The following is a 25,975-nucleotide window of genomic DNA, read 5'->3' on the forward strand; positions in this document are numbered from 1 at the left end:
CCCCCCCCCCCCCCCCCCCCCCCCCCCCCCCCCCCCCCCCCCCGCCCCGGGGGGGGGGCCGGGGGCCCCCCCCCCCCCCCCCCCCCCCCCCCCCCCCCCCCCCCCCCCCCCCGGGGGGGGGGCCCCCCCCCCCCCCCCCCCCCCCCCCGCGGGCGCCGCCCCCCCCCCCCCCCCCCCCCCCCCGCGGGCGGGGGGCCCCCCCCCCCCCCCCCCCCCCCCCCCCGCCGCCCCCCCCCCCCCCCCCCCGAAACAGTACAGAAGTAACGTTAGTTCAAGGCAGCTGTACTTCAATCGTGCCGTCGGCACTCATGGTGACATCGCTGGTGCCTGCTTCAATTTCCGGTACGGGCGCGGCATCGGCGGCGCCCATGGCGGCTTTCATCATCATCGGTGCGCTGCGGGCGTAGGGGTGCGGGTAGCCACTGCTGTTGAGGTTCAGGTTGATCACTTTATAGCTCTTGCCTCCCAAGGCTTCGGTGGCCAGTTGAGCACGGGACTTGAAGGCCTCGACGGCGTCCTTGAGCAGTGCGTCTTCGCTGCTTTTGCGCGTGGCCGGGGCGATGGAGAAGTCCATGCCGCCCATCTTCAGTTGTTGCAGGAGTTCGCCGGTGAGCTTGGACAGCGCCGGGAAGTCCGCGCTTTCCAGGCGAATTTCGGCGCGCTCGCGCCAACCGGTGATCTTCTGGTTCTTGTTGTCGTAGATAGGGTAGCTGTTACGGCTGCCCTGGCTGATCTTGACCTCCTTGACCTCGCGGGCTTGCTGCACCGCCTTGTTCATGGTCTCGGTGATTTCTTTGGCGAGTTTGCCGGGGTCAGTGTTTTGCGCTTCGCTGTAGAGGGTCACGACCATCAGGTCGCGGGCCACTTCCTTGCTGACTTCGGCACGCAGCGAGATCTGGTTGTAACGGGGCGCCTCTGCCAGCGCCGGAAGGCTGGCGAGCAGGCTGGTGGCCATCACGAGGGCGGCGCTGCGGCGGGAATTAAGCATGTACGGCTCCTTGAAAATAAGGCGTGGACACTGGCAAATCTGTTCCACGCAGGCCCCTAAGACTCGAAAGAGTGTAGTGAGGTTCAAAAAGGCCATTACTGTTATGTAAGAAAGTGTGGCGCTTTGCCGCACATCAGCAGACCACGGCGCAGCTTCGGTATACTCGCCACGATTCGCCCTGGAGCACTCATCAGGAGAGCTCATGCTCGCTCCCGTACAACTGTTGTCCGCTACCCGTCAGAACCTCTGGCGCCTGACCTTCATCCGTATTCTGGTACTGGCCGCCCAGGCCGGCTCGGTGGGCGTTGCCTACTGGACCGATCTGCTGCCGTTGCCGTGGTTTTCGCTGGTGCTGACCCTGGCCCTGTCGAGCATGCTCTGCGCATTCACGGCCTTGCGCCTGCGTCTGTCGTTGCCGGTGACGGAGCTTGAGTATGCCTTCCAGCTGGCCTGTGACCTGTTGATCCACAGTGCCTTGCTCTATTACTCCGGTGGCTCGACCAACCCCTTCGTGTCTTATTACCTGGTGCCGCTGGCCATTGCCGCGGTGACCTTGCCGTGGGTGTATTCGCTGGTGCTCTCGGGCATCGCTTTGGCGGCCTACAGCTTGTTGCTGGTGCAGTTCTACCCGCTCGAAACCTTCCCCGTGGCACGGGAGAAGATGCAGGTCTACGGCATGTGGTTGAGCATTGCCCTGGCCGCCGCGGTGATCACTTTCTTCGCGGCGAAAATGGCCGAGGAGCTACGTCGCCAGGAGCAGTTGCGGGCCGAGCGGCGTGAAGAGGGCCTGCGCGATCAACAGCTGCTCGCGGTCGCCACCCAGGCTGCCGGTGCTGCCCATGAGCTGGGCACGCCACTGGCGACCATGAGCGTATTGATCAAGGAAATGCGTCAGGACCACAGCGACCCGTTGCTGCAGGAAGACCTCGCAGTGCTGCAGGATCAGGTCAAACTGTGCAAGGAAACCCTGCAGAACCTGGTGCGTGCTGCCGAAGCCAACCGGCGCATGGCGGTCGAGGACCAGGAGGTCACCGCCTGGCTGGATGAAGCCCTCAACCGCTGGCACCTGATGCGCCCCGAAGCCAGTTACCGCTTCCAGCGCTTGGGCCAGGGCACTGTACCGCGCCTGGCGCCACCACCTGATTTGACCCAGGCGTTGCTCAACCTCTTGAACAACGCCGCCGATGCCTGCCCGGACGACCTTGAGGTGCGCCTGGACTGGGACGCACAGGACATGGTGATCAGCATTCGCGATCATGGTCCGGGCGTGCCGGTGGCCATTGCCGAATCCATCGGCAAACCCTTCTTTACGACCAAGGGCAAAGGCTTCGGCCTGGGCCTGTTCTTGAGCAAGGCCAGCGTGACCCGTGCTGGTGGCTCGGTAAAACTCTATAGTCATGAGGAAGGCGGTACGCTCACCGAGCTGCGCCTGCCGCGTGACGCGCGAGGAGATGTGTGATGAGTGATGAAATCCAGGTTGAAGGCGAAGAGCTCCCGCACCTGTTGCTGGTAGATGACGACGCGACGTTTACCCGTGTCATGGCGCGTGCCATGAGCCGCCGAGGCTTTCGCGTGAGTACTGCCGGCTCGGCCGAAGAAGGCCTGGTGCTGGCCCAACAGGATGTGCCCGACTACGCCACGCTTGACCTGAAGATGGATGGCGACTCGGGCCTGGTGCTGCTGCCCAAGCTGCTGGAGCTGGACCCGGAAATGCGCGTGGTGATCCTCACCGGCTATTCGAGCATCGCCACCGCCGTGGAAGCGATCAAGCGTGGCGCCTGCAACTACCTGTGCAAACCGGCCGATGCCGATGACGTGCTGGCCGCTTTGCTGTCCGAGCATGCTGACCTCGATAGCCTGGTGCCGGAAAACCCGATGTCGGTCGATCGTTTGCAGTGGGAACACATTCAGCGCGTGCTGACCGAGCATGAAGGCAACATTTCCGCGACTGCCCGCGCCCTGGGCATGCATCGGCGTACCTTGCAGCGCAAACTGCAGAAGCGCCCGGTCCGGCGCTGAGGTGGCAGCAACGCTTCGCGGGTGAACCCGCTCCCACAGGTCTGCGGAATTCTGTGGGAGCGGGTTTACCCGCGAAAAATCACGAGCTGGCGTATGATTAGCCCCCTAACGACAGCCACCGGGAACACCCAGCATGCTCGCCCTGTTTCTCCAGACGTTGAACATCACGGCTCCGGTCTTTGCCATGTTGTTCATGGGGGTGTTGCTCAAACGCATCAACGCGATCAGTGACAGCTTCATCCATACCGCTTCGGCGTTGGTGTTCAATGTCTGCATGCCGGCGCTGCTGTTTCTCGGGATCTATCACGCTGACCTGACGACGGCGGTGCAACCGGGCCTGTTGCTGTACTTCACTGTCGCAACGCTGGTCGGCTTCGGACTGGCCTGGGGCATGGCCATCTGGCGTTGCCCGCGGGAAGACCGGGGCATCTACACCCAGGGCGCCTTTCGCGGCAATAACGGTGTCATCGGCCTGGCATTGGCAGCCAGCATGTACGGCGACTACGGCATCTCCCTCGGGGCAATTCTCGCCGGGCTGGTGATCCTGCTGTACAACTCGCTGTCGGTGGTGGTGCTGGCGGTGTACAGCCCAAGTGCCAAGTCCGATCCCTGGAGTATCCTCAAGAGCATCCTGCGCAACCCGCTGATCATCAGCGTGTTGCTCGCGGCGGTACTGGCCTATGGGCAGGTGGCGCTGCCGAACTGGTTGCTGACCTCCGCCGACTACCTGGCACAGATGACCCTGCCGCTGGCGCTTATCTGTATCGGCGGCACCCTGTCGCTGGCGTCCCTGCGCCAGAGCGGCAGCATGGCCGTGAGTGTCAGCGTGCTGAAAATGGTCTGGCTGCCCTTGCTGGCCACAATGGGTGCCTGGTTGTGCGGCTATCGTGGGGCCGAGCTGGGCATCCTGTTCCTCTATTTCGGTAGCCCTACGGCGGCGGCCAGTTATGTCATGGCCCGGTCCACCAACGGTAACCACCAGCTGGCGGCAGCTATTATCGTCATAACCACGCTGATGGCCGCTGTTACCACCAATATCGGAATCTTCTTCTTGCAGTGGGGCGGATGGATCTAGATTCTGTGCAGCACAATTCCAACACTGCCTCTTAGCCTCGAGGACACTTCATGCAAGAAGAGATCACCCCAGAGCGGTTACACCGCGGGTTGAAAAACCGCCATATCCAGTTGATCGCACTGGGTGGCGCCATCGGTACCGGCCTGTTCCTCGGTATTGCCCAGACTATCCAGCTGGCCGGTCCGTCTGTACTGCTGGGTTACGCGATCGCCGGCCTGATTGCATTTTTCATCATGCGCCAGCTGGGCGAGATGGTCGTAGAAGAACCGGTTTCCGGTACCTTCAGCCACTTTGCCCACCGATACTGGAGCGAGTTTGCCGGCTTCATGTCGGGCTGGAACTACTGGGTGTTGTATGTGCTGGTGGGGATGGCCGAGCTGACCGCCGTGGGTATCTACATCCAGTACTGGTGGCCGGACTTCCCTACCTGGGCGACGGCAGCAATCTTCTTTGTGGTAATCAACCTGATCAACCTCAGCCAGGTGAAGGTCTATGGCGAGATGGAGTTCTGGTTCGCCCTGATCAAAGTCGTCGCCATCGTCAGCATGATTGCCTTTGGCGGTTACCTGCTGATCAGTGGCAATGGTGGGCCGGATGCCAGCGTTGCCAACCTGTGGCAGTACGGGGGTTTCTTCCCCAACGGCATCAGCGGCCTGATGATGGCGCTGGCCGTGATCATGTTTTCCTTTGGCGGGCTGGAGCTGGTCGGTATCACTGCTGCCGAAGCCGACAATCCCAAGCACAGCATTCCACGCGCCACCAACCAGGTGATCTACCGCATCCTGATTTTCTACATCGGCGCACTGGCGGTGTTGCTGTCGTTGTATCCGTGGCAAAAAGTGGTGCAGGGCGGTAGCCCGTTCGTGATGATTTTCCATGCCCTGGACAGCAACCTGGTGGCCACGCTGCTCAACCTTGTGGTGTTGACGGCGGCCCTGTCGGTTTACAACAGCTGTGTGTACTGCAACAGCCGCATGCTGTTCGGCCTGGCGATCCAGGGTGATGCACCCAAGCGCCTGCTCAAGGTCAACGTGCGTGGCGTGCCGCTGGCGGCGCTGGGTATCTCGGCATTGGCGACTGCACTGTGCGTCGTGATCAACTACGTGATGCCGGCTGAAGCCTTTGGCCTGTTGATGGCACTGGTGGTGTCTTCGCTGGTGATCAACTGGGGCATCATCAGCATTACCCACCTGAAATTCCGCCGGGCCAAGCAGGCTGCTGGCGAAACCACGTTCTACAAGAGCTGGGGTTACCCGGTGACCAACTATGTGTGCCTGGCTTTCCTCGCACTGATCCTGGTGATCATGTACATGACCCCGGGCATCCGCATTTCGGTGTTGCTGATTCCGGTGTGGCTGGCGGTACTGGCGGTAGCCTTCTGGATGAAGAAGAAAGGTCAACAGGCCGTCGCCTGACGGCCTGCCTGCTGGGGTGATCGATCAGCTGTTCTGGTAGCTGTCGATCACCTCCTGGGCGGCGCGAAACGCATCGATGGCCGCCGGTACGCCGGCGTAAACAGCACAATGCAGCAGTGCCTCACGAATTTCATCGACTGTGCAGCCATTGTTCAGGGCGCCGCGCACGTGGCCCTTGAGCTCCTGCGGGCACTTGAGTGCCGTGAGGGCGGCCAGGGTGATCAAACTGCGGGTTTTCAGCGGCAAGCCCTCGCGGCTCCAGACGCTGCCCCAGGCGTGTTCGTTGACGAAGTCCTGCAGCGGCTGAGTAAACTCGGTGGCATTGCCCAGTGCGCGATCGACAAACGCGTCGCCCATTACCTGGCGGCGGACTTGTTCGCCGGATTTTTTGTTTTCGCCCATGTTGTTTTCCTTAATGTTGGCGGCGCCAGGCGCGCAGGGTGGTGAACAGCAGTAACGCCCCGAGCACCGGCAGTGCGTAGAACAGCATCAGATTTTCCAGGCGCGTGGCCAAGGGCATGCCGGTGGTGAACGCCACCACGTGCAGGCCGTAGGCCAGGTACAGACCGAGAAACACCAGACCTTCGGCGCGGGTCACGCGGTAACCCGAGTAGAACACCGGCAAGCTCAAGGCGGCGACGCCAAGCATTACCGGCAGGTCGAAATCCAGGGCGTTGGGCGAAATCGACAGCGGCTCGGGCGCCACCAGGGCAGTCAGGCCGAGCACAGCCAGCAGGTTGAACAGGTTGCTGCCAATGACGTTGCCCACGGCAAGCTCTCGTTCGCCGCGCAGCGCCGCAATCAGCGAGGTCGCAAGTTCCGGCAGGGATGTGCACACCGCGACCACTGTCAGGCCGATCACGCGTTCGGAAAGGCCCAGGTCCACGGCGACTTCCACCGCCGCTTCCAGCAACAGATGCCCGGCGACACTGAGCAAGCCCAGGCCTGCCAACATCAGCAGCAGGCTGCTGAACCAGAACTTTCCACCTTGCTGCGGGCGTGGCCCGGGGGCAGGGTAGGTGCGGGCGTAATGGCGTGACTGGTGCCAGAGTATGGCCAGGTAGCCGATCAGGCCGAGTAGCAGTAGCGCGCCCTCAAGGCGCCCGAGCAGTTCATTGAGCGCCAGCAGATAAACCAGCACGCTGGCGCCGATCATCAGCGGAATATCCAGGCGCACCAGTTGGCGTGAGACCCGCAGCGGAATGATCAGGGCCGCCAGGCCGAGGATCACCAGGATGTTGAAGATGTTGCTGCCAATCACGCTGCCCACGGCCACATCCGGGGCACCGCTGAAGGCTGCCTGCAGGCTGACGGTGAGTTGCGGGGCGCTGCTGCCGAAGGCCACCAGGCTCAGGCCGATGATCAGCGGGCGCACCTGCAGGCCGGCCGCCACGCGCAGGGCCGAACGCACCAGCAGCTCGGCGCCGGCAATAAGCAGCAGCAAGCCGAAGGCCAGTTGCAGGAGGCTGAAAGTGGGTAAGGCGGCCAGGTCGAAAATGGTGGTGCTCCGTAACAGGATCAGTCGCTGAGACTTTGTACCCGTACGCGTGCCGTTCCGCTACGGATCATCCCCAACTTTTCTGCGGCAGCGTGAGACAGGTCAATCAATCGGCCACGCGTGTGGGGGCCGCGATCGTTGATGCGCACGACCACGCTACGGTCGTTGTTGAGGTTGGTAACCTTGACCCGGGTGCCGAAAGGCAGGCTGCGATGCGCGGCGGTCATGGCGTTTTTATTGAAAGGCTCGCCACTGGCGGTGCGTTTGCCATGGTGACGGGAGCCGTAATAGGAGGCGGTGCCGGTTTTGTCGTAACCGCGGGGATCGATATCGTGGCTGGCACAACCGGCCAGCAAGGCAAAGAGCGCGAGTGCGCTGAGGGGACGCCACATGTATGCAGATGCTCCGTGGGGTGGCCTTCGCGGGGCAAGCCCGCTCCCACAGGATTGTTGCCATACCTGTGGGAGCGGGCTTGCCCCGCGATAAGCAGGCGACGCGAATTACCCTTCGAGCTTGCTCTTGAGCAATTGGTTCACTTGCTGCGGGTTGGCCTTGCCTTTGGATGCTTTCATCGCCTGACCGACGAAGAAGCCGAACATCTTGCCGCGCTTGGCTTCGTCAGCGGCGCGGTATTGCTCGACCTGCTCGGCGTTGGCTGCGAGCATTTCGTCCAGCACCTTCTCGATCGCACCGCTGTCGGTGACCTGTTTCAGGCCTTCGGCTTCGATGATCTGGTCGGCATCGCCTTCACCGGCAGCCATCTTCTCGAAGACCACCTTGGCGATCTTGCCGCTGATGGTGTTGTCGAGGATGCGCTGCAACATGCCGCCCAGTTGTGCGGCGCTAACCGGCGCCTGGTCGATTTCCAGGCCGAGCTTGTTGAGCAGGCTGCCCAGTTCGACCATGACCCAGTTGGCGGCCAGCTTGGCATCGCCGCACACGGCAACTACCTGTTCGAAGTAGTCCGCTTGCTCGCGGCTCGAGGCCAGTACGTTGGCATCGTAGGCCGAGAGGCCGAACTGGCTCTGGAAGCGCTCGCGTTTCTGCGGTGGCAGTTCCGGCAGCGTGGCGCGAATGGTCTCGAGGTAAGCGCCCTCGATCACCACCGGCAGCAGGTCCGGATCGGGGAAGTAACGGTAGTCGTTGGCTTCCTCTTTGCTGCGCATGGAGCGGGTTTCGTCTTTGTTCGGGTCGTACAGGCGGGTTTCCTGAACAACCTTGCCGCCGTCTTCGATCAGTTCGATCTGACGCTGGATTTCGCTGTTGATCGCGCGCTCGATGAAGCGGAACGAGTTGACGTTCTTGATCTCGCAGCGGGTGCCGAACTCGACCTGGCCCTTTGGCCGCACCGACACGTTGCAGTCGCAACGCAGCGAGCCTTCGGCCATGTTGCCGTCGCAGATGCCGAGGTAGCGCACCAGCGCGTGGATGGCCTTGACGTAGGCCACGGCTTCCTTGGCGTTGCGCATGTCCGGTTCGGAAACGATTTCCAGCAGCGGGGTGCCAGCACGGTTCAGGTCGATGCCGGTGGAACCGCTGAAGTCTTCGTGCAGGCTTTTGCCGGCGTCTTCTTCAAGGTGTGCGCGGGTAATGCCGACACGCTTGACCGTGCCGTCTTCCAGGGCGATGTCCAGGTGGCCCTTGCCGACGATCGGCAGCTCCATCTGGCTGATCTGGTAACCCTTGGGCAGGTCCGGGTAGAAGTAGTTCTTGCGCGCGAACACGTTGTGCTGGCCGATCTCGGCGTCAATCGCCAGGCCGAACATGCAGGCCATGCGCACCGCTTCCTGGTTGAGCACCGGCAGTACGCCGGGCATTCCCAGGTCGATCAGGCTGGCCTGGGTGTTCGGCTCGGAACCGAAGGTGGTAGCGCTGCCGGAGAAAATCTTCGACTGGGTGGCGAGCTGGGTGTGAATCTCCAGCCCGATGACAACTTCCCATTGCATGTGGTGATCCCTCAGAAGCCGTTAGGTGCGCGGGTGTGCCAATCAGTCACTTGCTGATAGCGATGCGCGACGTTGAGCAGGCGGCCTTCCTGGAAGTACGGGGCGAGCAACTGCACGCCAACCGGCAGACCCTCGACAAAACCGGCCGGCATCGACAGGCCCGGCAGGCCCGCGAGGTTGGCGGTAATGGTGTACACGTCTTCCAGGTACGCAGCGACCGGGTCGTTGTTCTTGGCACCGATCTTCCAGGCCAGGTTTGGCGTGGTCGGGCCGAGAATCACGTCGACGTCGTTGAAGGCGGCCATGAAGTCGTTCTTGATCAGGCGGCGGATTTTCTGCGCTTGCAGGTAGTAGGCGTCGTAGTAGCCGGCCGAAAGGGCATAGGCACCGACCATGATCCGGCGCTGCACTTCGGCACCGAAGCCTTCGCCACGGGAGCGCTTGTACAGGTCGGTAAGGTCAACCGGGTTCTCGCAGCGGTAGCCGAAACGTACGCCGTCGAAACGCGACAGGTTGGACGAGGCTTCTGCCGGGGCGATCACGTAGTAAGCCGGAATCGCATGCTGCATGTTCGGCAGGCTGATTTCCTTGATCACGGCGCCAAGCTTTTCCAGTTCCTTGACGCTGGCCTGGATCAGGTCGGCAATGCGCGGATCGAGGCCGGCGCCGAAATATTCCTTCGGCAGACCGATGCGCAGGCCCTCGAGCGAGCCGTTCAGGCCGGCGCTGTAGTCCGGTACGGGCTCATCGATGCAGGTGGAGTCCTTGGTGTCGAAGCCGGCCATGCCTTGCAGCAGCAGGGCGCAGTCTTCGGCGGTGCGGGCCAGTGGGCCGCCCTGGTCGAGGCTGGAGGCGTAAGCGATCATGCCCCAGCGCGAAACACGACCGTACGTCGGTTTCAGGCCGGTGAGGTTGGTCAACGCTGCCGGCTGTCGGATAGAGCCGCCGGTGTCGGTGCCGGTGGTCGCCGGCAGCAGGCGCGCCGCCACGGCAGCCGCAGAACCGCCGGACGAACCGCCGGGTACGTGCTCCAGGTTCCACGGGTTCTTCACCGGGCCGTAGTGACTGGATTCGTTGGCCGAACCCATGGCGAACTCGTCCATGTTGGTCTTGCCCAGGGTCACCGTACCGGCCTCGGCCAGCTTGCTGACGACGGTAGCGTCGTAGGGTGCCTTGAAGTTGTCGAGCATCTTCGAGCCGCAGCTGGTGCGGATGCCCTGGGTGCAGAACAGGTCCTTGTGGGCGATCGGGGCGCCGAGCAAGGGGCCGTTCTCACCGGCGGCGCGACGGGCGTCGGCGGCACGGGCCTGGCTGATGGCCAGTTCTTCGGTCACACTGATGAAGCTGTTGAGCTGCGGGTCGAGCTGGTTGATCCGCGCCAGCAGGGTGCGGGTCAGCTCTTCGGAAGAAAACTTTTTGTCGGCGAGTCCGCGGGCGATCTCGGCCAGGGTCAGTTGATGCATGGCAGGCTCTATTCCCTTACTCGATGACTTTCGGAACCAGGTACAGGCCGTTTTCCGTCGCCGGGGCAATGGCCTGGTAGCTGTCACGATGGTTACTTTCTGTTACCACATCGGCGCGCAGGCGCTGATTGGCTTCCAGTGGGTGCGCCAATGGCTCAATGCCAGTGGTGTCGACCGCTTGCATCTGGTCGACCAGTCCCAGAATACTGTTCAGGGCATCGGTAGTGCGTGGCAGATCGGCTTCATTCAGGCCCAGTCGGGCCAGATGGGCGATCTTTTCCACGTCGCAGCGTTCAAGCGCCATGGGGATCTCCTGGGGAAACAAAAACGGATTTGGTCCGCGATGAGGAACATGCTGGCAGATTTACGGTCATAAGGCCGCGATTGTGTGCTGGCTTGCTCGGAAAAACTGCCAATTTAACATATTGGCGCCTTGCCCAAAATCCCCGCCGTTGTTAGAGTTTGCCGCACTTTTTTACCCACGCGTTGCCTAGGGTCACTTTCCCATGTTCAAGAAACTGCGTGGCATGTTTTCCAGCGATCTTTCCATCGACCTGGGGACTGCCAACACCCTTATTTACGTGCGTGAGCGCGGTATCGTCCTGAATGAGCCCTCTGTTGTGGCCATTCGTACGCACGGCAACCAGAAAAGTGTCGTCGCGGTAGGTACCGAAGCCAAACGCATGCTGGGCCGTACGCCCGGCAACATTGCTGCCATTCGTCCGATGAAGGACGGCGTGATCGCCGACTTCAGCGTTTGTGAAAAAATGCTGCAGTACTTCATCAACAAGGTTCACGAGAACAGCTTCCTGCAGCCAAGCCCGCGGGTACTGATCTGTGTGCCGTGCAAATCGACCCAGGTCGAGCGTCGCGCCATTCGTGAATCGGCGCTGGGCGCCGGTGCCCGCGAAGTATTCCTGATTGAAGAGCCGATGGCTGCCGCTATCGGTGCCGGCCTGCCGGTCGAGGAAGCTCGTGGTTCGATGGTCGTCGATATCGGTGGCGGTACCACTGAAATTGCACTGATCTCCCTGAACGGCGTGGTCTATGCCGAGTCCGTACGTGTGGGTGGTGACCGCTTCGACGAAGCGATCGTGACCTACGTGCGCCGCAACTACGGCAGCCTGATCGGCGAATCCACCGCCGAGCGCATCAAGCAGGAAATCGGCACTGCCTACCCAGGTGGCGAAGTACGTGAAGTCGATGTCCGCGGCCGTAACCTGGCCGAGGGCGTGCCACGTGCCTTCACCCTGAACTCCAACGAGGTGCTCGAAGCCCTTCAGGAGTCGCTGGCGACCATCGTCCAGGCGGTCAAGAGCGCGCTGGAGCAATCGCCTCCGGAGCTGGCGTCGGACATCGCCGAGCGTGGTCTGGTGCTGACCGGTGGTGGCGCCCTGCTGCGCGACCTCGACAAGCTGCTGGCTCAGGAAACCGGCCTGCCGGTCATCGTTGCCGAAGACCCGCTGACCTGCGTTGCCCGCGGCGGTGGTCGTGCCCTGGAGATGATGGACAAACACACCATGGACCTGCTCTCCAGCGAGTAAGCTGGCTGCAGCAAACATGACGCCCGGTTTACAGGTAGTGCCCACAGTGCTACCTGTATGTGCTGGGCTGACGTCCGTGTGGGCGTTATTTTCCGTCAAACCACAAGCAGGCCGGTGCGTTGCCGTATGAATGACCTCTTGAATCGTCGTCCACGAGGAGCGGCCCATTAAACCGCTTTTCGCCAAGGGCCCTTCGCTGGGCGTGCGCCTGCTCGTGCTGGTTGTACTGTCGATCACCCTGATGGTGGTCGATGCGCGCTTCCCGCTGCTCAAACCGGTACGCAGCCAGATGGGGCTGGTGTTGATGGAGTCCTATCACATCACCGACATGCCGCAGAGCCTGTGGCAGGGTATCGCCAGCCAGTTTGGCAGCCGTACCGAGCTGATTGCCGAGAACGAGAAACTCAAGACCGAAGCCCTGCTGATGCAGGGGCGCGTGCAGAAGCTCGCGGCCCTGACCGAGCAGAACGTGCGCCTGCGCGAGTTGCTCAACTCGTCGGCGCTGGTCAACGAGAAGGTCGAAGTTGCCGAACTGATCGGTGTTGATCCCAACCCGTTTACCCATCGCATCCTGATCAACAAGGGTGAGCGCGATGGCGTGGTGCTGGGGCAGCCGGTGCTTGATGCCCGTGGCCTGATGGGCCAGGTGGTCGAGCTGATGCCGTACACCGCACGGGTCTTGCTGCTGACCGACACCACCCACAGCATTCCGGTACAGGTAAACCGTAACGGCTTGCGCGCCATTGCCAGTGGCACGGGTAACCCCGAGCGCCTGGAACTGCGCCACGTTGCCGACACCGCAGACATCAAGGAAGGCGACCTGTTGGTCAGCTCCGGCCTGGGCCAGCGCTTCCCGGCAGGCTACCCGGTGGCCACGGTCAAGGAAGTGATTCATGATTCCGGCCAGCCATTCGCCATTGTTCGGGCGATTCCAACGGCTGCGCTGAACCGCAGCCGTTACCTGTTGCTGGTATTTACCGACAGCCGCACCCCTGAACAGCGCGCCGCCGATGCCGCGATGGCTCAGGAAGCCGCAGATCGCCAAGGCTTGCCGGGTACTGGTGAAGCGACACAGCCCGCTGCCGGTGCACAGGCGCCGGCGGCCAGCAGTGCGCCGGCGGCCCCAGCCAATCCAGGGCAGGCACCGACAGCGGCGCCAGCAGCCCCGGCTGCCGCGCCAGCGGCTCCGGCCGCAGCAACGGGCGCGGCCCCTGCCACGTCCCGGGAGAGACACTGATGGTAAGTACTCGCAGCCGAAACGGCTGGGTGGTCTGGCTAACGTTTGTAATTGGCCTGCTGCTCAGCGTTTCGCCATTGCCGCAGTTCATGGAAGTGTTCCGGCCGATGTGGCTGGCGCTGCTGCTGGCCTTCTGGACCCTGGCCCTGCCGCATAAGGTCGGCATGACCACCGCCTTTGTGCTCGGGCTCGCCGAGGATGTGCTGTACGGCACGTTACTGGGGCAGAATGCGCTGGTGCTGACCCTGATCACCTTCCTGGTACTGACCCTGCAGCAACGCCTGCGCATGTTCCCGATGTGGCAGCAAAGCCTGGTGATCCTGGTGATCTTCGGCCTGGCCCAGCTGATCCAGTTGTGGTTGAGCGCGCTGACCGGCAACCGCCTGCCGACCCTGGCGCTGATCTGGTCGGCGGTCATCAGTGCCTTGCTCTGGCCCTGGATCAGTTTCGCCCTGCGTGGTTTGCGTGTGCGCCTGAGCATTAACTGAGTTCGCATCCTGACCTGACAGGGAGATGTCACCATGACCCCGCTGTACCTGGCTTCTGGATCACCCCGGCGTCGAGAGTTGCTGACGCAGATCGGCATTCCCTATACCCCCCTCAGTGCGGCGGTCGACGAAACCCCGCTGCCTGATGAGGCGGCAACTACCTATGTCGAGCGTTTGGCGCGTGCCAAGGCCCAGGCCGGTCTGGCGGTGCTGCAAGGCCATGACGCCGGAGCGCCGCTGGCTGTGCTGGGCGCCGACACGGCGGTGGTGCTGGATGGCCGGATCCTGGGTAAACCTGTCGATCAAGACGACGCGTTGGCAATGCTGGCAGCCCTGTCGGGGCGTGAACATCAGGTGCTCACGGCGGTTGCTGTTGCTGATCCTCAACGTTGCCTGAGCATCTGCGTGGCCAGCCAGGTACGTTTCAGTCCAATCTCTGTAGAGCGTGCACGTGCCTATTGGGCCAGCGGCGAGCCCCAGGACAAAGCCGGTGCCTATGCCATTCAAGGCCTGGGCGCGGTGTTTGTCGAGCGTATCGAAGGCAGCTATTCGGCCGTGGTCGGCCTGCCGCTCAGCGAGACAGCAGCGCTGTTGGCGCAGTTCGGTATCCCTTGTTGGCAGCCATCGTCAGCCCTTTGAGCGAGGTCAAGACATAACGGCTGCTAGCCAGTCGCCTGCGCGCCATCCATCATTACTGAAGTCCTTTGACGAGAGCCTGCCATGAGTGAAGAGATTCTGATCAATATCACGCCGATGGAATCACGCGTGGCGGTGGTGGAGAACGGTGTTCTTCAAGAGGTGCATGTCGAGCGCACCCAGCGGCGGGGCATTGTCGGCAATATCTACAAGGGCAAGGTGGTGCGCGTACTGCCCGGCATGCAGGCGGCATTCATCGACATCGGCCTGGACCGTGCGGCGTTCATCCATGCATCGGAGATCTCCCAGCGCGAAGGTCCGGCGGTAGAGAGCATCAGCGCGCTGGTACATGAAGGTCAGAGCCTGGTGGTTCAGGTCACCAAAGACCCGATCGGCTCCAAAGGCGCGCGGCTGACTACCCAGTTGTCGATTCCTTCGCGCTACCTGGTGTACATGCCGCGTACCAGCCATGTCGGTATTTCCCTGAAGATCGAAGACGAAGCCGAGCGTGAGCGGCTTAAACAGGTGGTTGCCGACTGTATTGCCCAGGAAAACATCAAGGATGCCGGCGGTTTCATCCTGCGCACCGCCGCCGAAGGCGCAGGCGCTGATGAAATTCTCATGGACATCCGCTACCTGCGCAGGCTGTGGGACCAGATCGGTACCCAGATCAAGACCGTTGGCGCACCGGTGGAAATCTACGAGGACCTGGGGCTGGCCCTGCGCACGCTGCGCGACCTGGTCAATCCGAAAATCGAGAAGATCCGCATCGATTCCCGGGAAACCTTCCAGAAAACCACGCAGTTCGTCGCCGAACTGATGCCGGAAATCGCCGATCGCCTGGAACACTACCCAGGTGAGCGCCCCATCTTCGACCTTTATGGGGTGGAGGATGAGATTCAACGCGCCCTTGATCGCAAGGTGCCGCTCAAGTCCGGTGGCTACCTGGTGGTTGATCCTGCCGAAGCCATGACCACCATCGACGTCAACACTGGCGCCTTTGTCGGGCACCGCAACCTTGAAGAAACCATCTTCAAGACCAACCTGGAGGCGGCCACCGCCATTGCCCGGCAGCTGCGCCTGCGCAATATCGGCGGGATCATCATCATCGACTTCATCGACATGGAGGATGAGGAGCATCAGCGCCAGGTGCTGCGGACCCTGGAGAAGCAGCTGGAGCGTGATCACGCCAAGACCAACATTATCGGCATCACCGAGCTTGGCCTGGTGCAGATGACCCGCAAGCGTACCCGTGAAAGCCTTGAACAAGTGTTGTGCGAGCCTTGCCTGTGCTGCCAGGGCCGGGGAAAGCTGAAGACCCCCGAGACGGTTTGTTACGAGATCTTCCGCGAGATTTTGCGTGAAGCACGTGCCTACCAGGCTGAAGGCTATAGAGTACTGGCCAACCAGAAAGTGGTCGATCGCCTGCTTGATGAAGAGTCTGGCAACGTCGCTGAACTGGAGACCTTTATCGGCCGAACCATCCGCTTTCAGGTCGAGTCCATGTACTCCCAGGAGCAATACGATGTGGTGCTGCTCTGACGTCTGAACACACCGGGCCGCTGTGCGGGCTGGCAAAGCGGCCGGTTACGGCCATAGTTAAGGCACGAGTTGGAGGGCCATTGCCATGGAGCGTCTGATCCGCGTTCTAGGCGCGATGACCCGTTGGGGCCTGGGCATTTGCGCCCTGCTGGCGGTGTTGGTCGCGCTGTATGTCAGCCTCGGCCGACAGCTGGTGCCACTGGTCGCCGAGTACCGCGCCGAAGTTGAAGACAAAGCCGAGCAGGCCTTGGGGCTCCCTGTGCATATCGGTAGCCTTGAGGGGCGCTGGAGCGGCCTGGCACCGGTGCTGGGTGTCAACGACATTCAGGTAGGCGAAGGCGCCACGGCATTGCGCCTGGACGGCGTCAAGGTGGTGCCTGACCTCTGGGCCAGCCTGGTCGATCGTCAGTTGCGCCTGGCCAATCTTGAGGTCGGCGGCCTGCAGTTGAGCCTGCATGAAGATGAAAACGGGGCCTGGACCCTGGACGGTTTGCCGAAAACCGATGACCAGCCACTGGACCCGGAGCAATTGCTCAAGCGCCTGCAGGTGGTGTCGAAAGTCACGGTGGTCGATAGCCAGGTCACCCTTGAACCCTACCAGCGCGATCCCCTGACCCTTACTTATGTCAGCCTGGGCTTGCAGGTGGGCAGCCTGCGGCAGCGTCTGGATGTGCGCCTGACCCTGCCCGATGGCCAGCCGGTAGCGATGAGCCTGCGCAGCCGTGTGCGTGCCGAACAGTGGCGCGACGGCCGGCTGGATGCCTACCTCAGCTTGCCCCAGAGCGACTGGGCACGCTGGTTACCGCCCAAACTGCTCGGGCAATGGCAGGCCAAAGAGCTCAAGGCCGGTGGAGAGTTCTGGCTGAACTGGGATAAAGGACAGCTTCAGCGCTCGGTTGTGCGTCTCAACGCGCCGCAGTTGCGCGGTGCCTATACCGGTCGGGAAGAGGCCAAGGTGGAAAACCTCGCGCTCAATGGCTGGTTTGAGCGTGACAAGCAAGGCTTTGCGGTGCAGCTTGACTCGTTGGCCATGAGCCTGGGCAAGACGCGCTGGGAGTCGCACCTGCAGCTTGCGCAATCAGCCGCCACAGAAACGACAGAGGAAACCTGGAAGGTCCAGGCCGACCGTTTGAACCTGACGCCGCTAACGCCATTGATCGAGTCCCTGGCACCGTTGCCGGAAAACGTCATGGCGGTGGTCGAGGGGCTCAAGGTCAGCGGCAGCCTGCGTAATGTCCAGCTCGACATCCGGCCCAAAGCCAGTGGCGATCAACGCCTGAGCTTTGCTGCCAATCTCGAGCGGTTGGGTTTCAATGCCTATCACGGTGCGCCGGCTGCGGGGAATGTCAACGGCAGCATCAGCGGCGATCTGGGCCACGGCGAGCTGCGCCTGGACACCGACGCCTTCATGCTTCATCTCTACCCGATTTTCGCCAAGCCCTGGAACTACCAGAAAGCCAATGCGCGCCTGACCTGGCGCCTGGATGAGGAAGGGTTCACCCTCATCGCGCCCTACCTGAAGGTGCTGGGCGAGGAAGGCAAGATAGCCGGTGACTTCCTTATCCGCCTGCTGTTCGATGAGGCGCGCGAGGACTACATGGACTTGCGTGTAGGGCTGGTCGAGGGCGATGGTCGCTATACCGCCAAATACCTGCCGGAAGTGCTGAGCCCGGCGCTGGACGAGTGGCTGCGCACGGCGATTCTCAAGGGTGCGGTCGACGAAGGCTATTTCCAGTACCAGGGTTCGCTCAATCACGGTGCCTCCGAGCAGGCGCGCAGCATCAGCCTGTTTTTCAAGGTGCACGATGCCGCCCTGGATTTCCAGCCGGGCTGGCCGCAGGTGCAAAAAGTCGCTGGTGATGTATTTATTGATGACGATGGCGTGCGGATCGACGCCCACAGCGGGCAGTTGCTCGATACTCAGGTCACTGATGTACACGTCAATATTCCTCACGTCGCCAGTGGTGAGCACAGCCACATGTACCTGGACGGGGCATTCGATGGCGGGCTCGGCGATGGCCTTAAAATTCTTCAGGAGGCGCCGATCGGCACCGCCGAGATGTTTGCCGGCTGGGAAGGCCAAGGCGACCTCAAGGGCAAGCTGAAGCTTGATGTCCCCCTGGCAAAGGGTGAGAAACCCAAAGTAGTGGTGGACTTCGACACCAACGATGCGCGACTGAAAATTGCCGCCCCCGTGCTGGAGCTGAGCCAGTTGAAAGGCGGGTTCCGCTTTGACTATGACAAGGGGCTGAGTGGCCAGAACGTCAGCGCACGAATCTTCGACAAGCCGATGACGGCGCAGATTTTTGCCGAGGGCAAGCCCGGTGAAATGCAGACCCGAATTGAAGCCAAGGGCAGCGTCGCGCTGACGGCCCTGAGCCAATGGCTGCAGGTCAAACAAGCCCTGCCGCTGGCTGGTGAATTGCCGTATCAGCTGCAATTGAACCTGGGCAGTCGTGACAATCAGCTCAAGGTTGATTCCAGTCTCAAGGGGCTGGCGATCAACCTTCCGGCGCCGTTTGGCAAAGCCGCCGGGGACACCCGCAACAGTCAGTTCAGCATGACCCTGCAAGGGCCGGAGCGCCGCTTCAGCCTGAGCTATGCCGACGTAGCCAATCTGCTCTACGCCGCGCCCATGGACAAGCTCGAGCAAGGACGGGGCGAACTCGTGTTCGGTGGTGGTAGCGCACAGCTGCCGTCTGCCCAGGGGCTGCAGGTGCGTGGACGCTTGCCTGAACTGGATCTGCAACCCTGGCAGGAACAGGCACCGTCGCTCGCAGGCAATGATGCCGGCGGCAGTGCCCGCCAGCTTTTGCGCAGCGTCGACCTGAGCATCGGCAAGCTCAAGGGCTTTGGCCTGAACCTGAACCAGGCTGTGGTGCGTCTGGACCGCAACAGCAACAACTTGGCACTGCGCCTGGACAGCAAGGAAGTCATTGGCAACGCCAGGGTGCCCGATGCGCAGGGTGCGCCGATGGTCGTCAACTTGCAGACCATCCACTTGCCGGCGGCTGATCCCGCAGAAGTCACCTCGCCCAATGCGCCTGACCCGATGGCCTCCATTGACCCGCGCAAAATTCCCTCTATCGACCTGAGCATCGACAAGCTCTTTCGTGGTGAGGACCTGCTGGGCAGCGCTGCAGTGAAGATCCGCTCGACCGCCAAAGGCATTGCCTTGAACGATCTCGACCTGAGTCTCAAGGGCTTGCTGATCGACGGTAACGGTGGCTGGGAAGGAGCTCCAGGATCCAGTACCAGCTGGTACAAGGGACGCCTGGAAGGCAAGAACCTGGCAGACATCCTCAAGGCCTGGAACTTTGCACCGACGGTCACCAGCCGCGATTTTCGCCTGGATGTCGATGGTCGCTGGCCTGGCTCGCCGGCCTGGGTAGGCCTCAACCGGTTCTCTGGCAGCCTCGATGCGGCCTTGCGTAAAGGTCAGTTTGTTGAAGTCGAAGGTGGCGCTCAGGCGCTAAGGGTGTTCGGCTTGCTCAACTTCAACTCCATCGGCCGACGCTTGCGCCTGGATTTCTCCGACCTGATCGACAAGGGCCTGAGCTATGACCGGGTCAAAGGGCTGCTGGTGGCCAGTGAGGGGGTTTACGTGACGCGTGAGCCTATAACCCTGACCGGTCCGTCCAGTAACCTGGAGCTCGATGGCACGCTGGATATGGTCCGCGACCGGATCGATGCCCACCTGCTGGTCACCCTGCCGGTGACCAACAACCTGCCATTGGCGGCCCTGATTGTTGGCGCACCTGCCGTGGGTGGGGCGTTGTTCCTGGTGGATCGCCTGCTCGGCGACCGCGTGGCGCGTTATGCGAGTGTCAACTATCGCGTCGAAGGGCCGTGGAAAGAGCCTAAAATCAGCTTTATCAAACCGTTCGAGAAGTAAGTTCAGGAGCAGGCATGAAGTCAGCAGTGATCCAGATGGTCAGCCAGAGCGACATCCCGGCCAACCTGGAGCAGGCGCGGCGCTTGCTTGAACAGGCTGCACGAGCGGGCGCCAGGTTGGCGGTGTTGCCGGAGAACTTCGCGGCCATGGGGCGTCGCGACAGCGCTGCGATTGGTCGTGCCGAAGCGCTGGGGCAGGGGCCGATCCTGCCGTGGTTGAAACAGGCCGCCCGCGACCTCAGGTTATGGGTGGTGGCTGGCACGCTGCCGCTGCCGCCGGTCGACAATCCCGATGCGAAATCACATGCCTGCTCGCTGCTGGTTGATGAGCACGGTGAGATTGTCGCGCGCTACGACAAGCTGCATCTGTTTGATGTCGATGTCGCTGACAACCGCGGCCGCTATCGGGAGTCTGATGACTATGCCCATGGCAACCAGGTGGTGGTGGCCGATACACCGGTCGGTCGCGTGGGCTTGAGCGTATGCTACGACTTGCGCTTTCCGGAGCTGTACAGCGCGCTACGGGCTGCCGGGGCAGAGCTGATCACGGCGCCTGCGGCATTTACCGCAGTAACCGGGGCGGCGCATTGGGAGGTGCTGATTCGCGCACGGGCCATTGAAACGCAGTGTTATGTCCTGGCGGCTGCCCAAGGGGGTACCCATCCGGGGCCGCGGGAAACTTACGGTCATGCGGCGATCGTCGATCCCTGGGGGCGCATTGTCGCCGAACAGGCCAGCGGCGAAGCCGTGCTGCTGTGCGAACGCGACAGCAGCGAACAGGCGTCCATTCGGGCGCGGATGCCGGTGGCCTTGCACCGGCGCTTTTTCTCGCAGGACGCTTTGCGGCCTGCGCACACCTCGGAGTGACTATGAGCGAGATGTTATCCACTGTCAGCGAGCACCTGCTGGCGCCGGGGGGATTGACCCTCGACAGCCTGCAGTCGGTGCTGGGTGAGTTGGCCGGGCCGGGCATCGATGCCGCCGACCTGTATTTCCAGGGGCAGATTTCCGAATCCTGGGCGCTCGAAGACGGCATTGTCAAAGAAGGCAGCTTCAACCTTGACCAGGGCGTGGGCGTGCGTGCCCAGTCTGGCGAGAAAACCGGTTTCGCCTACAGCAATGCCATCAACCTTGAAGCCCTGACCTCGGCCGCCCGTGCGGCGCGTTCGATCTCCCGTGCCGGGCAGAACGGCACGGTCCAGGCGTTCAGCAGCCAGGATGTCACCCAGCTGTATGGCACCGACAACCCGCTGGAAGTGATCAGCCGCGCCGAGAAGGTCGAGCTGCTCAAGCGCGTCGATGCCGCCACGCGCGCGCTGGACCCGCGCATCCAGCAAGTCAGCGTGAGCATGGCAGGGGTCTGGGAGCGCATTCTGATTGCCGCTGCCGATGGCAGCCTGGCCGCCGATATTCGCCCGTTGGTGCGTTTCAACGTCAGTGTGATCGTCGAGCAGAACGGCCGGCGCGAGCGTGGCGGCCACGGCGGTGGCGGTCGTACCGACTATCGCTATTTCACCGATGAGCGGGTCATGGGCTTTGCCCGTGAAGCCCTGCGTCAGGCCCTGGTCAATCTCGAAGCCATTCCTGCGCCTGCCGGCACCTTGCCCGTAGTACTGGGCTCCGGCTGGTCGGGCGTGTTGCTGCATGAGGCCGTTGGCCATGGCCTTGAAGGCGACTTCAACCGCAAGGGCAGTTCGGCCTACAGTGGGCACCTGGGTGAGAAGGTTGCATCAAGCCTGTGCACCATCGTCGATGACGGTACCCTCGAAGGCCGTCGCGGCTCGTTGAGCGTGGACGATGAAGGTACGCCTACCGAATGCACCACCCTGATCGAGAACGGCATCCTCAAGGGCTACATGCAGGACAAACTCAATGCCCGCCTGATGGGCATGGCAGTGACGGGCAACGGTCGTCGCGAGTCGTATGCGCATTTGCCGATGCCACGCATGACCAACACCTACATGCGTGCCGGGGAAAGCGATCCCGAAGAGATCATCAAGTCGGTCAAGCGCGGGATCTACTGCGCCAACCTCGGCGGTGGCCAGGTGGATATCACCAGCGGCAAGTTCGTGTTCTCCACCAGTGAGGCCTACCTGATCGAAGACGGCAAGATCACCGCGCCGGTCAAAGGCGCGACACTGATCGGCAACGGGCCGGAAGCCATGAGCCGGGTATCGATGGTCGGTAACGATCTGTCGCTGGACAGCGGCGTGGGGACATGCGGTAAAGACGGTCAGTCGGTGCCGGTGGGCGTTGGCCAGCCGACACTGAAAATTGACGCGATCACCGTGGGTGGCACGGGCGCATGACGTTGAAACCGGGCGGGCAGGGTGCCTGCCCGGTCGCGAGGCTCAACGCAAGCCGCGTTGGACTTCGTCCAGGGTGCGAATGTACTTGAAGATCTTGCGGCTGGCGCTAGGCGGCTTGTTGGTCTTCAGCTCATGCTGGGCCTGGCGGATCAGCGAGCGCAGCTGCTGGCGGTCGGCTTCCGGGAATTCCTGGACGAATTTCTCCAGGACTTCATCGTTGCCGTCGATCAGCCGGTCGCGCCAGCGTTCGAGGCCGTGGAAGCGTTCGTTGTACTGGCGCGAGGAGGCGTCGAGTTGGTCAAGCAGCGCGTTGATTGCGTCGATGTCCTGGTCACGCATCAGCTTGCCGATGAACGACTTGTGACGTCTTTTCGCCTCGTTCGCCGTGTGGCGCTTGTGCTCTTCCAGAGCCGCGCGCAGCTCGTCGGTCAGAGGCAGCTTGGCCAGGGTATCGGGCTTGAGCAAGGTGAGGCGCTCGCCCATATCGACCAGCGCCTGCATCTCGCGCTTGATCTGGGTTTTGCTTTTTTCGCCGTCGAAGGCGGTGTCGTAAGAATCAACCATGGGGGCAGTCCGCTGAGAATCGCCGCCATGATAACCAGTCGGGGGCCGCTTGTCCGGCCCGGTCGTAGAATGACCTGTGCCGAACGCAGAATTTGAGTGGAGAAAACCATGAGTGCAGTCCAGAGCGTAGGCCCGCAGGCCCTGCCGGCGTTGCAGGAGCAAGTCGAACAGATCATTGCCGAAGCCAAGCGTCAGGGCGCCAGTGCCTGCGAGGTCGCGGTGTCGCTGGAGCAGGGGTTGTCGACCTCGGTGCGTCAGCGTGAAGTGGAAACGGTTGAATTCAACCGCGATCAGGGGTTCGGAATCACCCTGTATGTTGGCCAGCGCAAAGGATCGGCCAGCACCTCTGCAAGTGGCAGTGACGCCATTCGCGAGACGGTTGCCGCTGCATTGGCGATTGCCAAACACACCTCTGAAGACGATTGCGCCGGGCTGGCCGACCCGGCCCTGATGGCGCGCGAACTGCCTGATTTCGACCTGTATCACGCCTGGGACATCACCCCGGAACAGGCGATCGAGAAAGCCTTGGCCTGCGAGGCGGCAGCGTTCGATGCCGATGCACGGATCAAGAATGCCGACGGCACTACCCTCAATACCCACCAGGGCTGCCGCGTCTATGGCAACAGCCACGGTTTTATCGGCGGTTATGCCTCGACCCGCCACAGCTTGAGCTGTGTGATGATCGCCGAAGCCGACGGCCAGATGCAGCGTGATTACTGGTATGACGTCAATCGTCAGGGCGAACTCCTCGCCGACCCGCGCAGCATTGGCCAGCGCGCCGCGCAGCGTGCAGCCAGTCGCCTGGGCGCCCGCCCGGTGCCTACCTGTGAAGTGCCGGTACTGTTCTCTGCCGAACTGGCCGGTGGCCTGTTCGGCAGCTTCCTCTCGGCCATCTCCGGCGGCAACCTGTACCGCAAGTCGTCGTTTCTCGAGGGCACCATGGGCCAGCGTCTGTTCCCCAGCTGGCTGACCCTCGACGAGCGTCCGCACTTGCAGCGTGCGCTGGGCAGTGCCGCGTTCGATGGCGATGGCCTGGCCACCTATGCCAAACCGTTCGTCGAAAAAGGTGAGCTGGTGTCCTATGTGCTGGGTACCTACTCGGGTCGCAAACTGGGCCTGCCAAGCACCGCCAATGCCGGTGGAGTGCATAACCTGTACGTGACGCACGGTGTCGAAGACCAGGCAGCGCTGATCCGGCGTATGGGGCGCGGGCTGGTGGTAACCGAGTTGATGGGCCATGGCCTGAACATGGTGACCGGTGACTATTCTCGCGGCGCGGCAGGTTACTGGGTTGAAAACGGCGAGATTCAGTTCGCCGTCCAGGAAGTGACGATTGCCGGCAATATGAAAGACATGTTCCAGCAGATTGTCGCGATCGGTAACGATCTTGAAACCCGCAGCAACATCCACACCGGCTCGGTATTGATCGAGCGGATGACGGTCGCCGGCAGCTGATTGCCAGCAAGACCGATCCCTTTGAAGCCCGGCCATGTGTCGGGCTTTTTTGTTTTTCTACTTTCGCATCCTTGAACTGATTATGATTATCACTTAATAATGAATATCATTATCTAGGCGATGATGTTCATGAAACCTGTCCTTCACGAATTGCCCTACCTCGAAAACTGGCGCTGGCTCAGCCAGCGCATTCGTTGCGCGATGGAGCCGGACGAGCCGCGCTTGATCGAGCACTACCTTGCCGAGGGCCGCTATCTGGTGTGCTGCACCGACACCTCGGCCTGGACCGTCGCCCTGACCTCCTTCCGCCTGCTCCTGGATACCGCCTGCGATCGCATGCTGCCCTGGCATTGGCGCTGCCTGTGCCTGGACCAGGCGTGGAAGCCGCTGTTGCAGCTGCGCAAGCTCGACGGCGGCGAGCACGGCCAGCGTTGGCAGCCTTTTGCCCGTCAATTGGCGAACTGCACGCTATTGCCTTCGATTTCTTTCGATGAACTGATGCAAGGATTTGATGATGAGTAATACCCGTATCGAGCGTGACAGCATGGGCGAGCTGCAGGTGCCGGCCGAGGCCCTTTATGGCGCTCAGACCCAGCGTGCGGTGAACAACTTTCCGATCAGCCAGCAGCGCATGCCGACCCAGTTCATTCGTGCCTTGTTGCTGGCCAAAGCGGCGGCGGCCAAGGCCAACGTCCAGCTCAAACAGCTTGAAAGCGACAAGGGCACAGCCATCGTCAAGGCGGTCGAGCAGTTGCTGAGCGAAGGCTTCATTCAGCATTTTCCGGTGGATATCTTCCAGACCGGCTCCGGTACCAGTTCCAACATGAACGCCAACGAAGTGATTGCTACGCTGGCAAGCCGCATTCTCGGTGATCAGGTTAACCCCAACGATCACGTCAACTGTGGCCAGAGCAGTAATGACATCATCCCGACCACGATTCATGTCAGTGCTGCCCTGGCTTTGCATGAACAGCTGCTGCCGGCGCTCAAGTACCTCGTCCAGGTGATCGAGCACAAAGCCGAAGCCGTGCATCCGTTCATCAAGACCGGCCGCACCCACCTGATGGATGCCATGCCGGTACGCATGAGCCAGGTGCTGGGCGGTTGGGCTGCGCAAATCAATGGCGCAATCGCGCACCTGCAGGCGACCTTGCCCGCGCTGCAGGCCTTGGCTCAGGGCGGTACAGCCGTGGGTACCGGGATCAATGCGCACCCTGAGTTCGCCCAGCGCTTCAGTGAGCAACTGAGTGACCTGACCAAGGTGCCGTTTACCCCGGGGCAGAACCTGTTTGCCCTGATCGGCTCCCAGGACACCGCGGTGGCGTTGTCTGGCCAGCTCAAGACCACCGCAGTGGCCCTGATGAAAATTGCCAACGACCTGCGCTGGATGAACTCGGGTCCCTTGGCCGGCCTGGGAGAGATCGAGCTGGAAGGCTTGCAGCCCGGCTCCTCGATCATGCCCGGCAAGGTCAATCCGGTAATCCCGGAGGCGACCGCCATGGTTGCCGCCCAGGTCATCGGCAACGACGCGACCATCGCCATCGCCGGGCAGTCGGGGAACTTCGAATTGAACGTGATGCTGCCGATCATTGCGCAGAACCTGCTGAGCAGCATCGAGCTGATGGCCAATGTCAGCCGCTTGCTGGCCGACAAGGCCATCGCCAGTTTCAAGGTCAACGAGCCCAAGCTCAAGGAGGCGCTGGCGCGTAACCCGATTCTGGTCACGGCGCTGAACCCGATCATCGGCTACCAGAAGGCCGCTGAAATCGCCAAGACCGCCTATAAGCAGGGCCGTCCGATCATTGATGTAGCCCTGGAACACACGGATTTGCCGCGCAGCCAGCTGGAAGTGCTGCTGGACCCGGAAAAGCTCACCGCTGGCGGTATCTGATAGCGCGTTGG

General features: G+C 62.0%; 23 protein-coding genes. 15 read left to right on the forward strand and 8 right to left on the reverse strand.

The window, feature by feature from the left end:
• Positions 1-271: 271 nt before the first annotated feature.
• Positions 272-988, reverse strand: coding sequence for an SIMPL domain-containing protein (locus tag I5S59_RS21630; RefSeq protein WP_197878407.1), 717 nt, complete (start codon positions 986-988; stop codon positions 272-274).
• A gap of 202 nt (positions 989-1,190) precedes the next feature.
• Here I5S59_RS21630 and I5S59_RS21635 point away from each other — a divergent pair, with 202 nt between their 5' ends.
• The 4 genes from I5S59_RS21635 (at position 1,191) to I5S59_RS21650 (ending at position 5,497) form a co-directional block, all read left to right on the forward strand.
• Positions 1,191-2,447 (forward strand): ATP-binding protein, encoded by a 1,257-nt coding sequence (locus I5S59_RS21635; protein ID WP_197878408.1) that lies wholly within the window; start codon positions 1,191-1,193, stop codon positions 2,445-2,447.
• Positions 2,447-3,007 carry a response regulator transcription factor gene (locus I5S59_RS21640; RefSeq protein ID WP_045184713.1) on the forward strand — a complete coding sequence of 187 codons (561 nt, stop codon included), beginning with the start codon at positions 2,447-2,449 and terminating at the stop codon, positions 3,005-3,007. Before I5S59_RS21635 ends, I5S59_RS21640 begins: the two co-directional genes overlap by 1 nt.
• 133 nt (positions 3,008-3,140) lie before the next feature.
• The gene (locus tag I5S59_RS21645) at positions 3,141-4,082 is read left to right on the forward strand and encodes an AEC family transporter (protein ID WP_197878409.1); all 942 of its coding nucleotides are present in this window, start codon (positions 3,141-3,143) and stop codon (positions 4,080-4,082) included.
• A 50-nt stretch (positions 4,083-4,132) separates the two neighbouring features.
• Entirely contained in the window at positions 4,133-5,497 is a 1,365-nt protein-coding gene (locus I5S59_RS21650) for an amino acid permease (protein WP_128322608.1), read from the forward strand.
• A gap of 24 nt (positions 5,498-5,521) precedes the next feature.
• Here the strand turns inward: I5S59_RS21650 and I5S59_RS21655 are convergent, their stop codons facing one another.
• From I5S59_RS21655 to gatC, 6 genes are all read right to left on the reverse strand, one after another.
• Positions 5,522-5,899, reverse strand: a complete 378-nt coding sequence (locus I5S59_RS21655) for a carboxymuconolactone decarboxylase family protein (RefSeq protein WP_128322607.1) — start codon at positions 5,897-5,899, stop codon at positions 5,522-5,524.
• 10 nt (positions 5,900-5,909) lie between these two features.
• Positions 5,910-6,953 (reverse strand): calcium/sodium antiporter, encoded by a 1,044-nt coding sequence (locus I5S59_RS21660; protein WP_197878454.1) that lies wholly within the window; start codon positions 6,951-6,953, stop codon positions 5,910-5,912.
• A gap of 62 nt (positions 6,954-7,015) precedes the next feature.
• Entirely contained in the window at positions 7,016-7,387 is a 372-nt protein-coding gene (locus I5S59_RS21665) for a septal ring lytic transglycosylase RlpA family protein (protein WP_197878410.1), read from the reverse strand.
• 108 nt (positions 7,388-7,495) lie between these two features.
• Positions 7,496-8,941, reverse strand: a complete 1,446-nt coding sequence (gatB, locus tag I5S59_RS21670; RefSeq protein WP_197878411.1) for an Asp-tRNA(Asn)/Glu-tRNA(Gln) amidotransferase subunit GatB — start codon at positions 8,939-8,941, stop codon at positions 7,496-7,498.
• 11 nt (positions 8,942-8,952) lie between these two features.
• Positions 8,953-10,404 (reverse strand): Asp-tRNA(Asn)/Glu-tRNA(Gln) amidotransferase subunit GatA, encoded by a 1,452-nt coding sequence (gene gatA / locus I5S59_RS21675; RefSeq protein ID WP_197878412.1) that lies wholly within the window; start codon positions 10,402-10,404, stop codon positions 8,953-8,955.
• Between the two features lie 16 nt (positions 10,405-10,420).
• Positions 10,421-10,708, reverse strand: coding sequence for an Asp-tRNA(Asn)/Glu-tRNA(Gln) amidotransferase subunit GatC (gene gatC / locus I5S59_RS21680; protein WP_038614429.1), 288 nt, complete (start codon positions 10,706-10,708; stop codon positions 10,421-10,423).
• 202 nt (positions 10,709-10,910) lie between these two features.
• Between gatC and mreB the strand changes: the two genes are divergently transcribed.
• From mreB to tldD, 8 genes are all read left to right on the forward strand, one after another.
• The gene (mreB, locus tag I5S59_RS21685) at positions 10,911-11,948 is read left to right on the forward strand and encodes a rod shape-determining protein MreB (RefSeq protein WP_008371426.1); all 1,038 of its coding nucleotides are present in this window, start codon (positions 10,911-10,913) and stop codon (positions 11,946-11,948) included.
• Between the two features lie 214 nt (positions 11,949-12,162).
• Entirely contained in the window at positions 12,163-13,185 is a 1,023-nt protein-coding gene (gene mreC / locus I5S59_RS21690) for a rod shape-determining protein MreC (protein ID WP_420066465.1), read from the forward strand.
• Positions 13,185-13,673: a rod shape-determining protein MreD gene (mreD, locus tag I5S59_RS21695; protein WP_197878413.1), complete on the forward strand. Its 489-nt coding sequence runs from the start codon at positions 13,185-13,187 to the stop codon at positions 13,671-13,673. Before mreC ends, mreD begins: the two co-directional genes overlap by 1 nt.
• Before the next feature lie 33 nt (positions 13,674-13,706).
• Positions 13,707-14,312, forward strand: a complete 606-nt coding sequence (locus tag I5S59_RS21700) for a Maf family protein (protein ID WP_197878414.1) — start codon at positions 13,707-13,709, stop codon at positions 14,310-14,312.
• Between the two features lie 81 nt (positions 14,313-14,393).
• On the forward strand, positions 14,394-15,851 hold the full coding sequence (gene rng / locus I5S59_RS21705; protein ID WP_128322600.1) for a ribonuclease G: 1,458 nt from the start codon (positions 14,394-14,396) through the stop codon (positions 15,849-15,851).
• An 85-nt stretch (positions 15,852-15,936) separates the two neighbouring features.
• Positions 15,937-19,746 (forward strand): YhdP family protein, encoded by a 3,810-nt coding sequence (locus tag I5S59_RS21710; protein ID WP_197878415.1) that lies wholly within the window; start codon positions 15,937-15,939, stop codon positions 19,744-19,746.
• A 14-nt stretch (positions 19,747-19,760) separates the two neighbouring features.
• Complete coding sequence (locus I5S59_RS21715; RefSeq protein ID WP_197878416.1) at positions 19,761-20,612, forward strand: carbon-nitrogen hydrolase family protein; 852 nt, start codon at positions 19,761-19,763, stop codon at positions 20,610-20,612.
• Positions 20,613-20,614: 2 nt separating this feature from the next.
• On the forward strand, positions 20,615-22,054 hold the full coding sequence (gene tldD / locus I5S59_RS21720) for a metalloprotease TldD (protein ID WP_128322597.1): 1,440 nt from the start codon (positions 20,615-20,617) through the stop codon (positions 22,052-22,054).
• A 42-nt stretch (positions 22,055-22,096) separates the two neighbouring features.
• On the opposite strand, the gene yjgA is transcribed toward tldD, so the two are convergent.
• Entirely contained in the window at positions 22,097-22,618 is a 522-nt protein-coding gene (yjgA, locus tag I5S59_RS21725; protein ID WP_128322596.1) for a ribosome biogenesis factor YjgA, read from the reverse strand.
• 108 nt (positions 22,619-22,726) lie between these two features.
• On the opposite strand from yjgA, the gene pmbA reads away from it, so the two are divergent.
• The 3 genes from pmbA to I5S59_RS21740 all read left to right on the forward strand — a co-directional run bounded on the left by pmbA (position 22,727) and on the right by I5S59_RS21740 (position 25,964).
• Positions 22,727-24,073, forward strand: coding sequence for a metalloprotease PmbA (pmbA, locus tag I5S59_RS21730; protein WP_197878417.1), 1,347 nt, complete (start codon positions 22,727-22,729; stop codon positions 24,071-24,073).
• Positions 24,074-24,193: 120 nt separating this feature from the next.
• Positions 24,194-24,595, forward strand: coding sequence for a FagA protein (locus I5S59_RS21735; RefSeq protein WP_197878418.1), 402 nt, complete (start codon positions 24,194-24,196; stop codon positions 24,593-24,595).
• Positions 24,588-25,964 carry a class II fumarate hydratase gene (locus I5S59_RS21740; protein WP_197878419.1) on the forward strand — a complete coding sequence of 459 codons (1,377 nt, stop codon included), beginning with the start codon at positions 24,588-24,590 and terminating at the stop codon, positions 25,962-25,964. Before I5S59_RS21735 ends, I5S59_RS21740 begins: the two co-directional genes overlap by 8 nt.
• The last annotated feature ends 11 nt before the right edge of the window (positions 25,965-25,975 follow it).

This window comes from Pseudomonas alkylphenolica, from assembly GCF_016009175.1.
GTDB classification, from domain to species: Bacteria; Pseudomonadota; Gammaproteobacteria; order Pseudomonadales; family Pseudomonadaceae; genus Aquipseudomonas; species Aquipseudomonas alkylphenolica_B.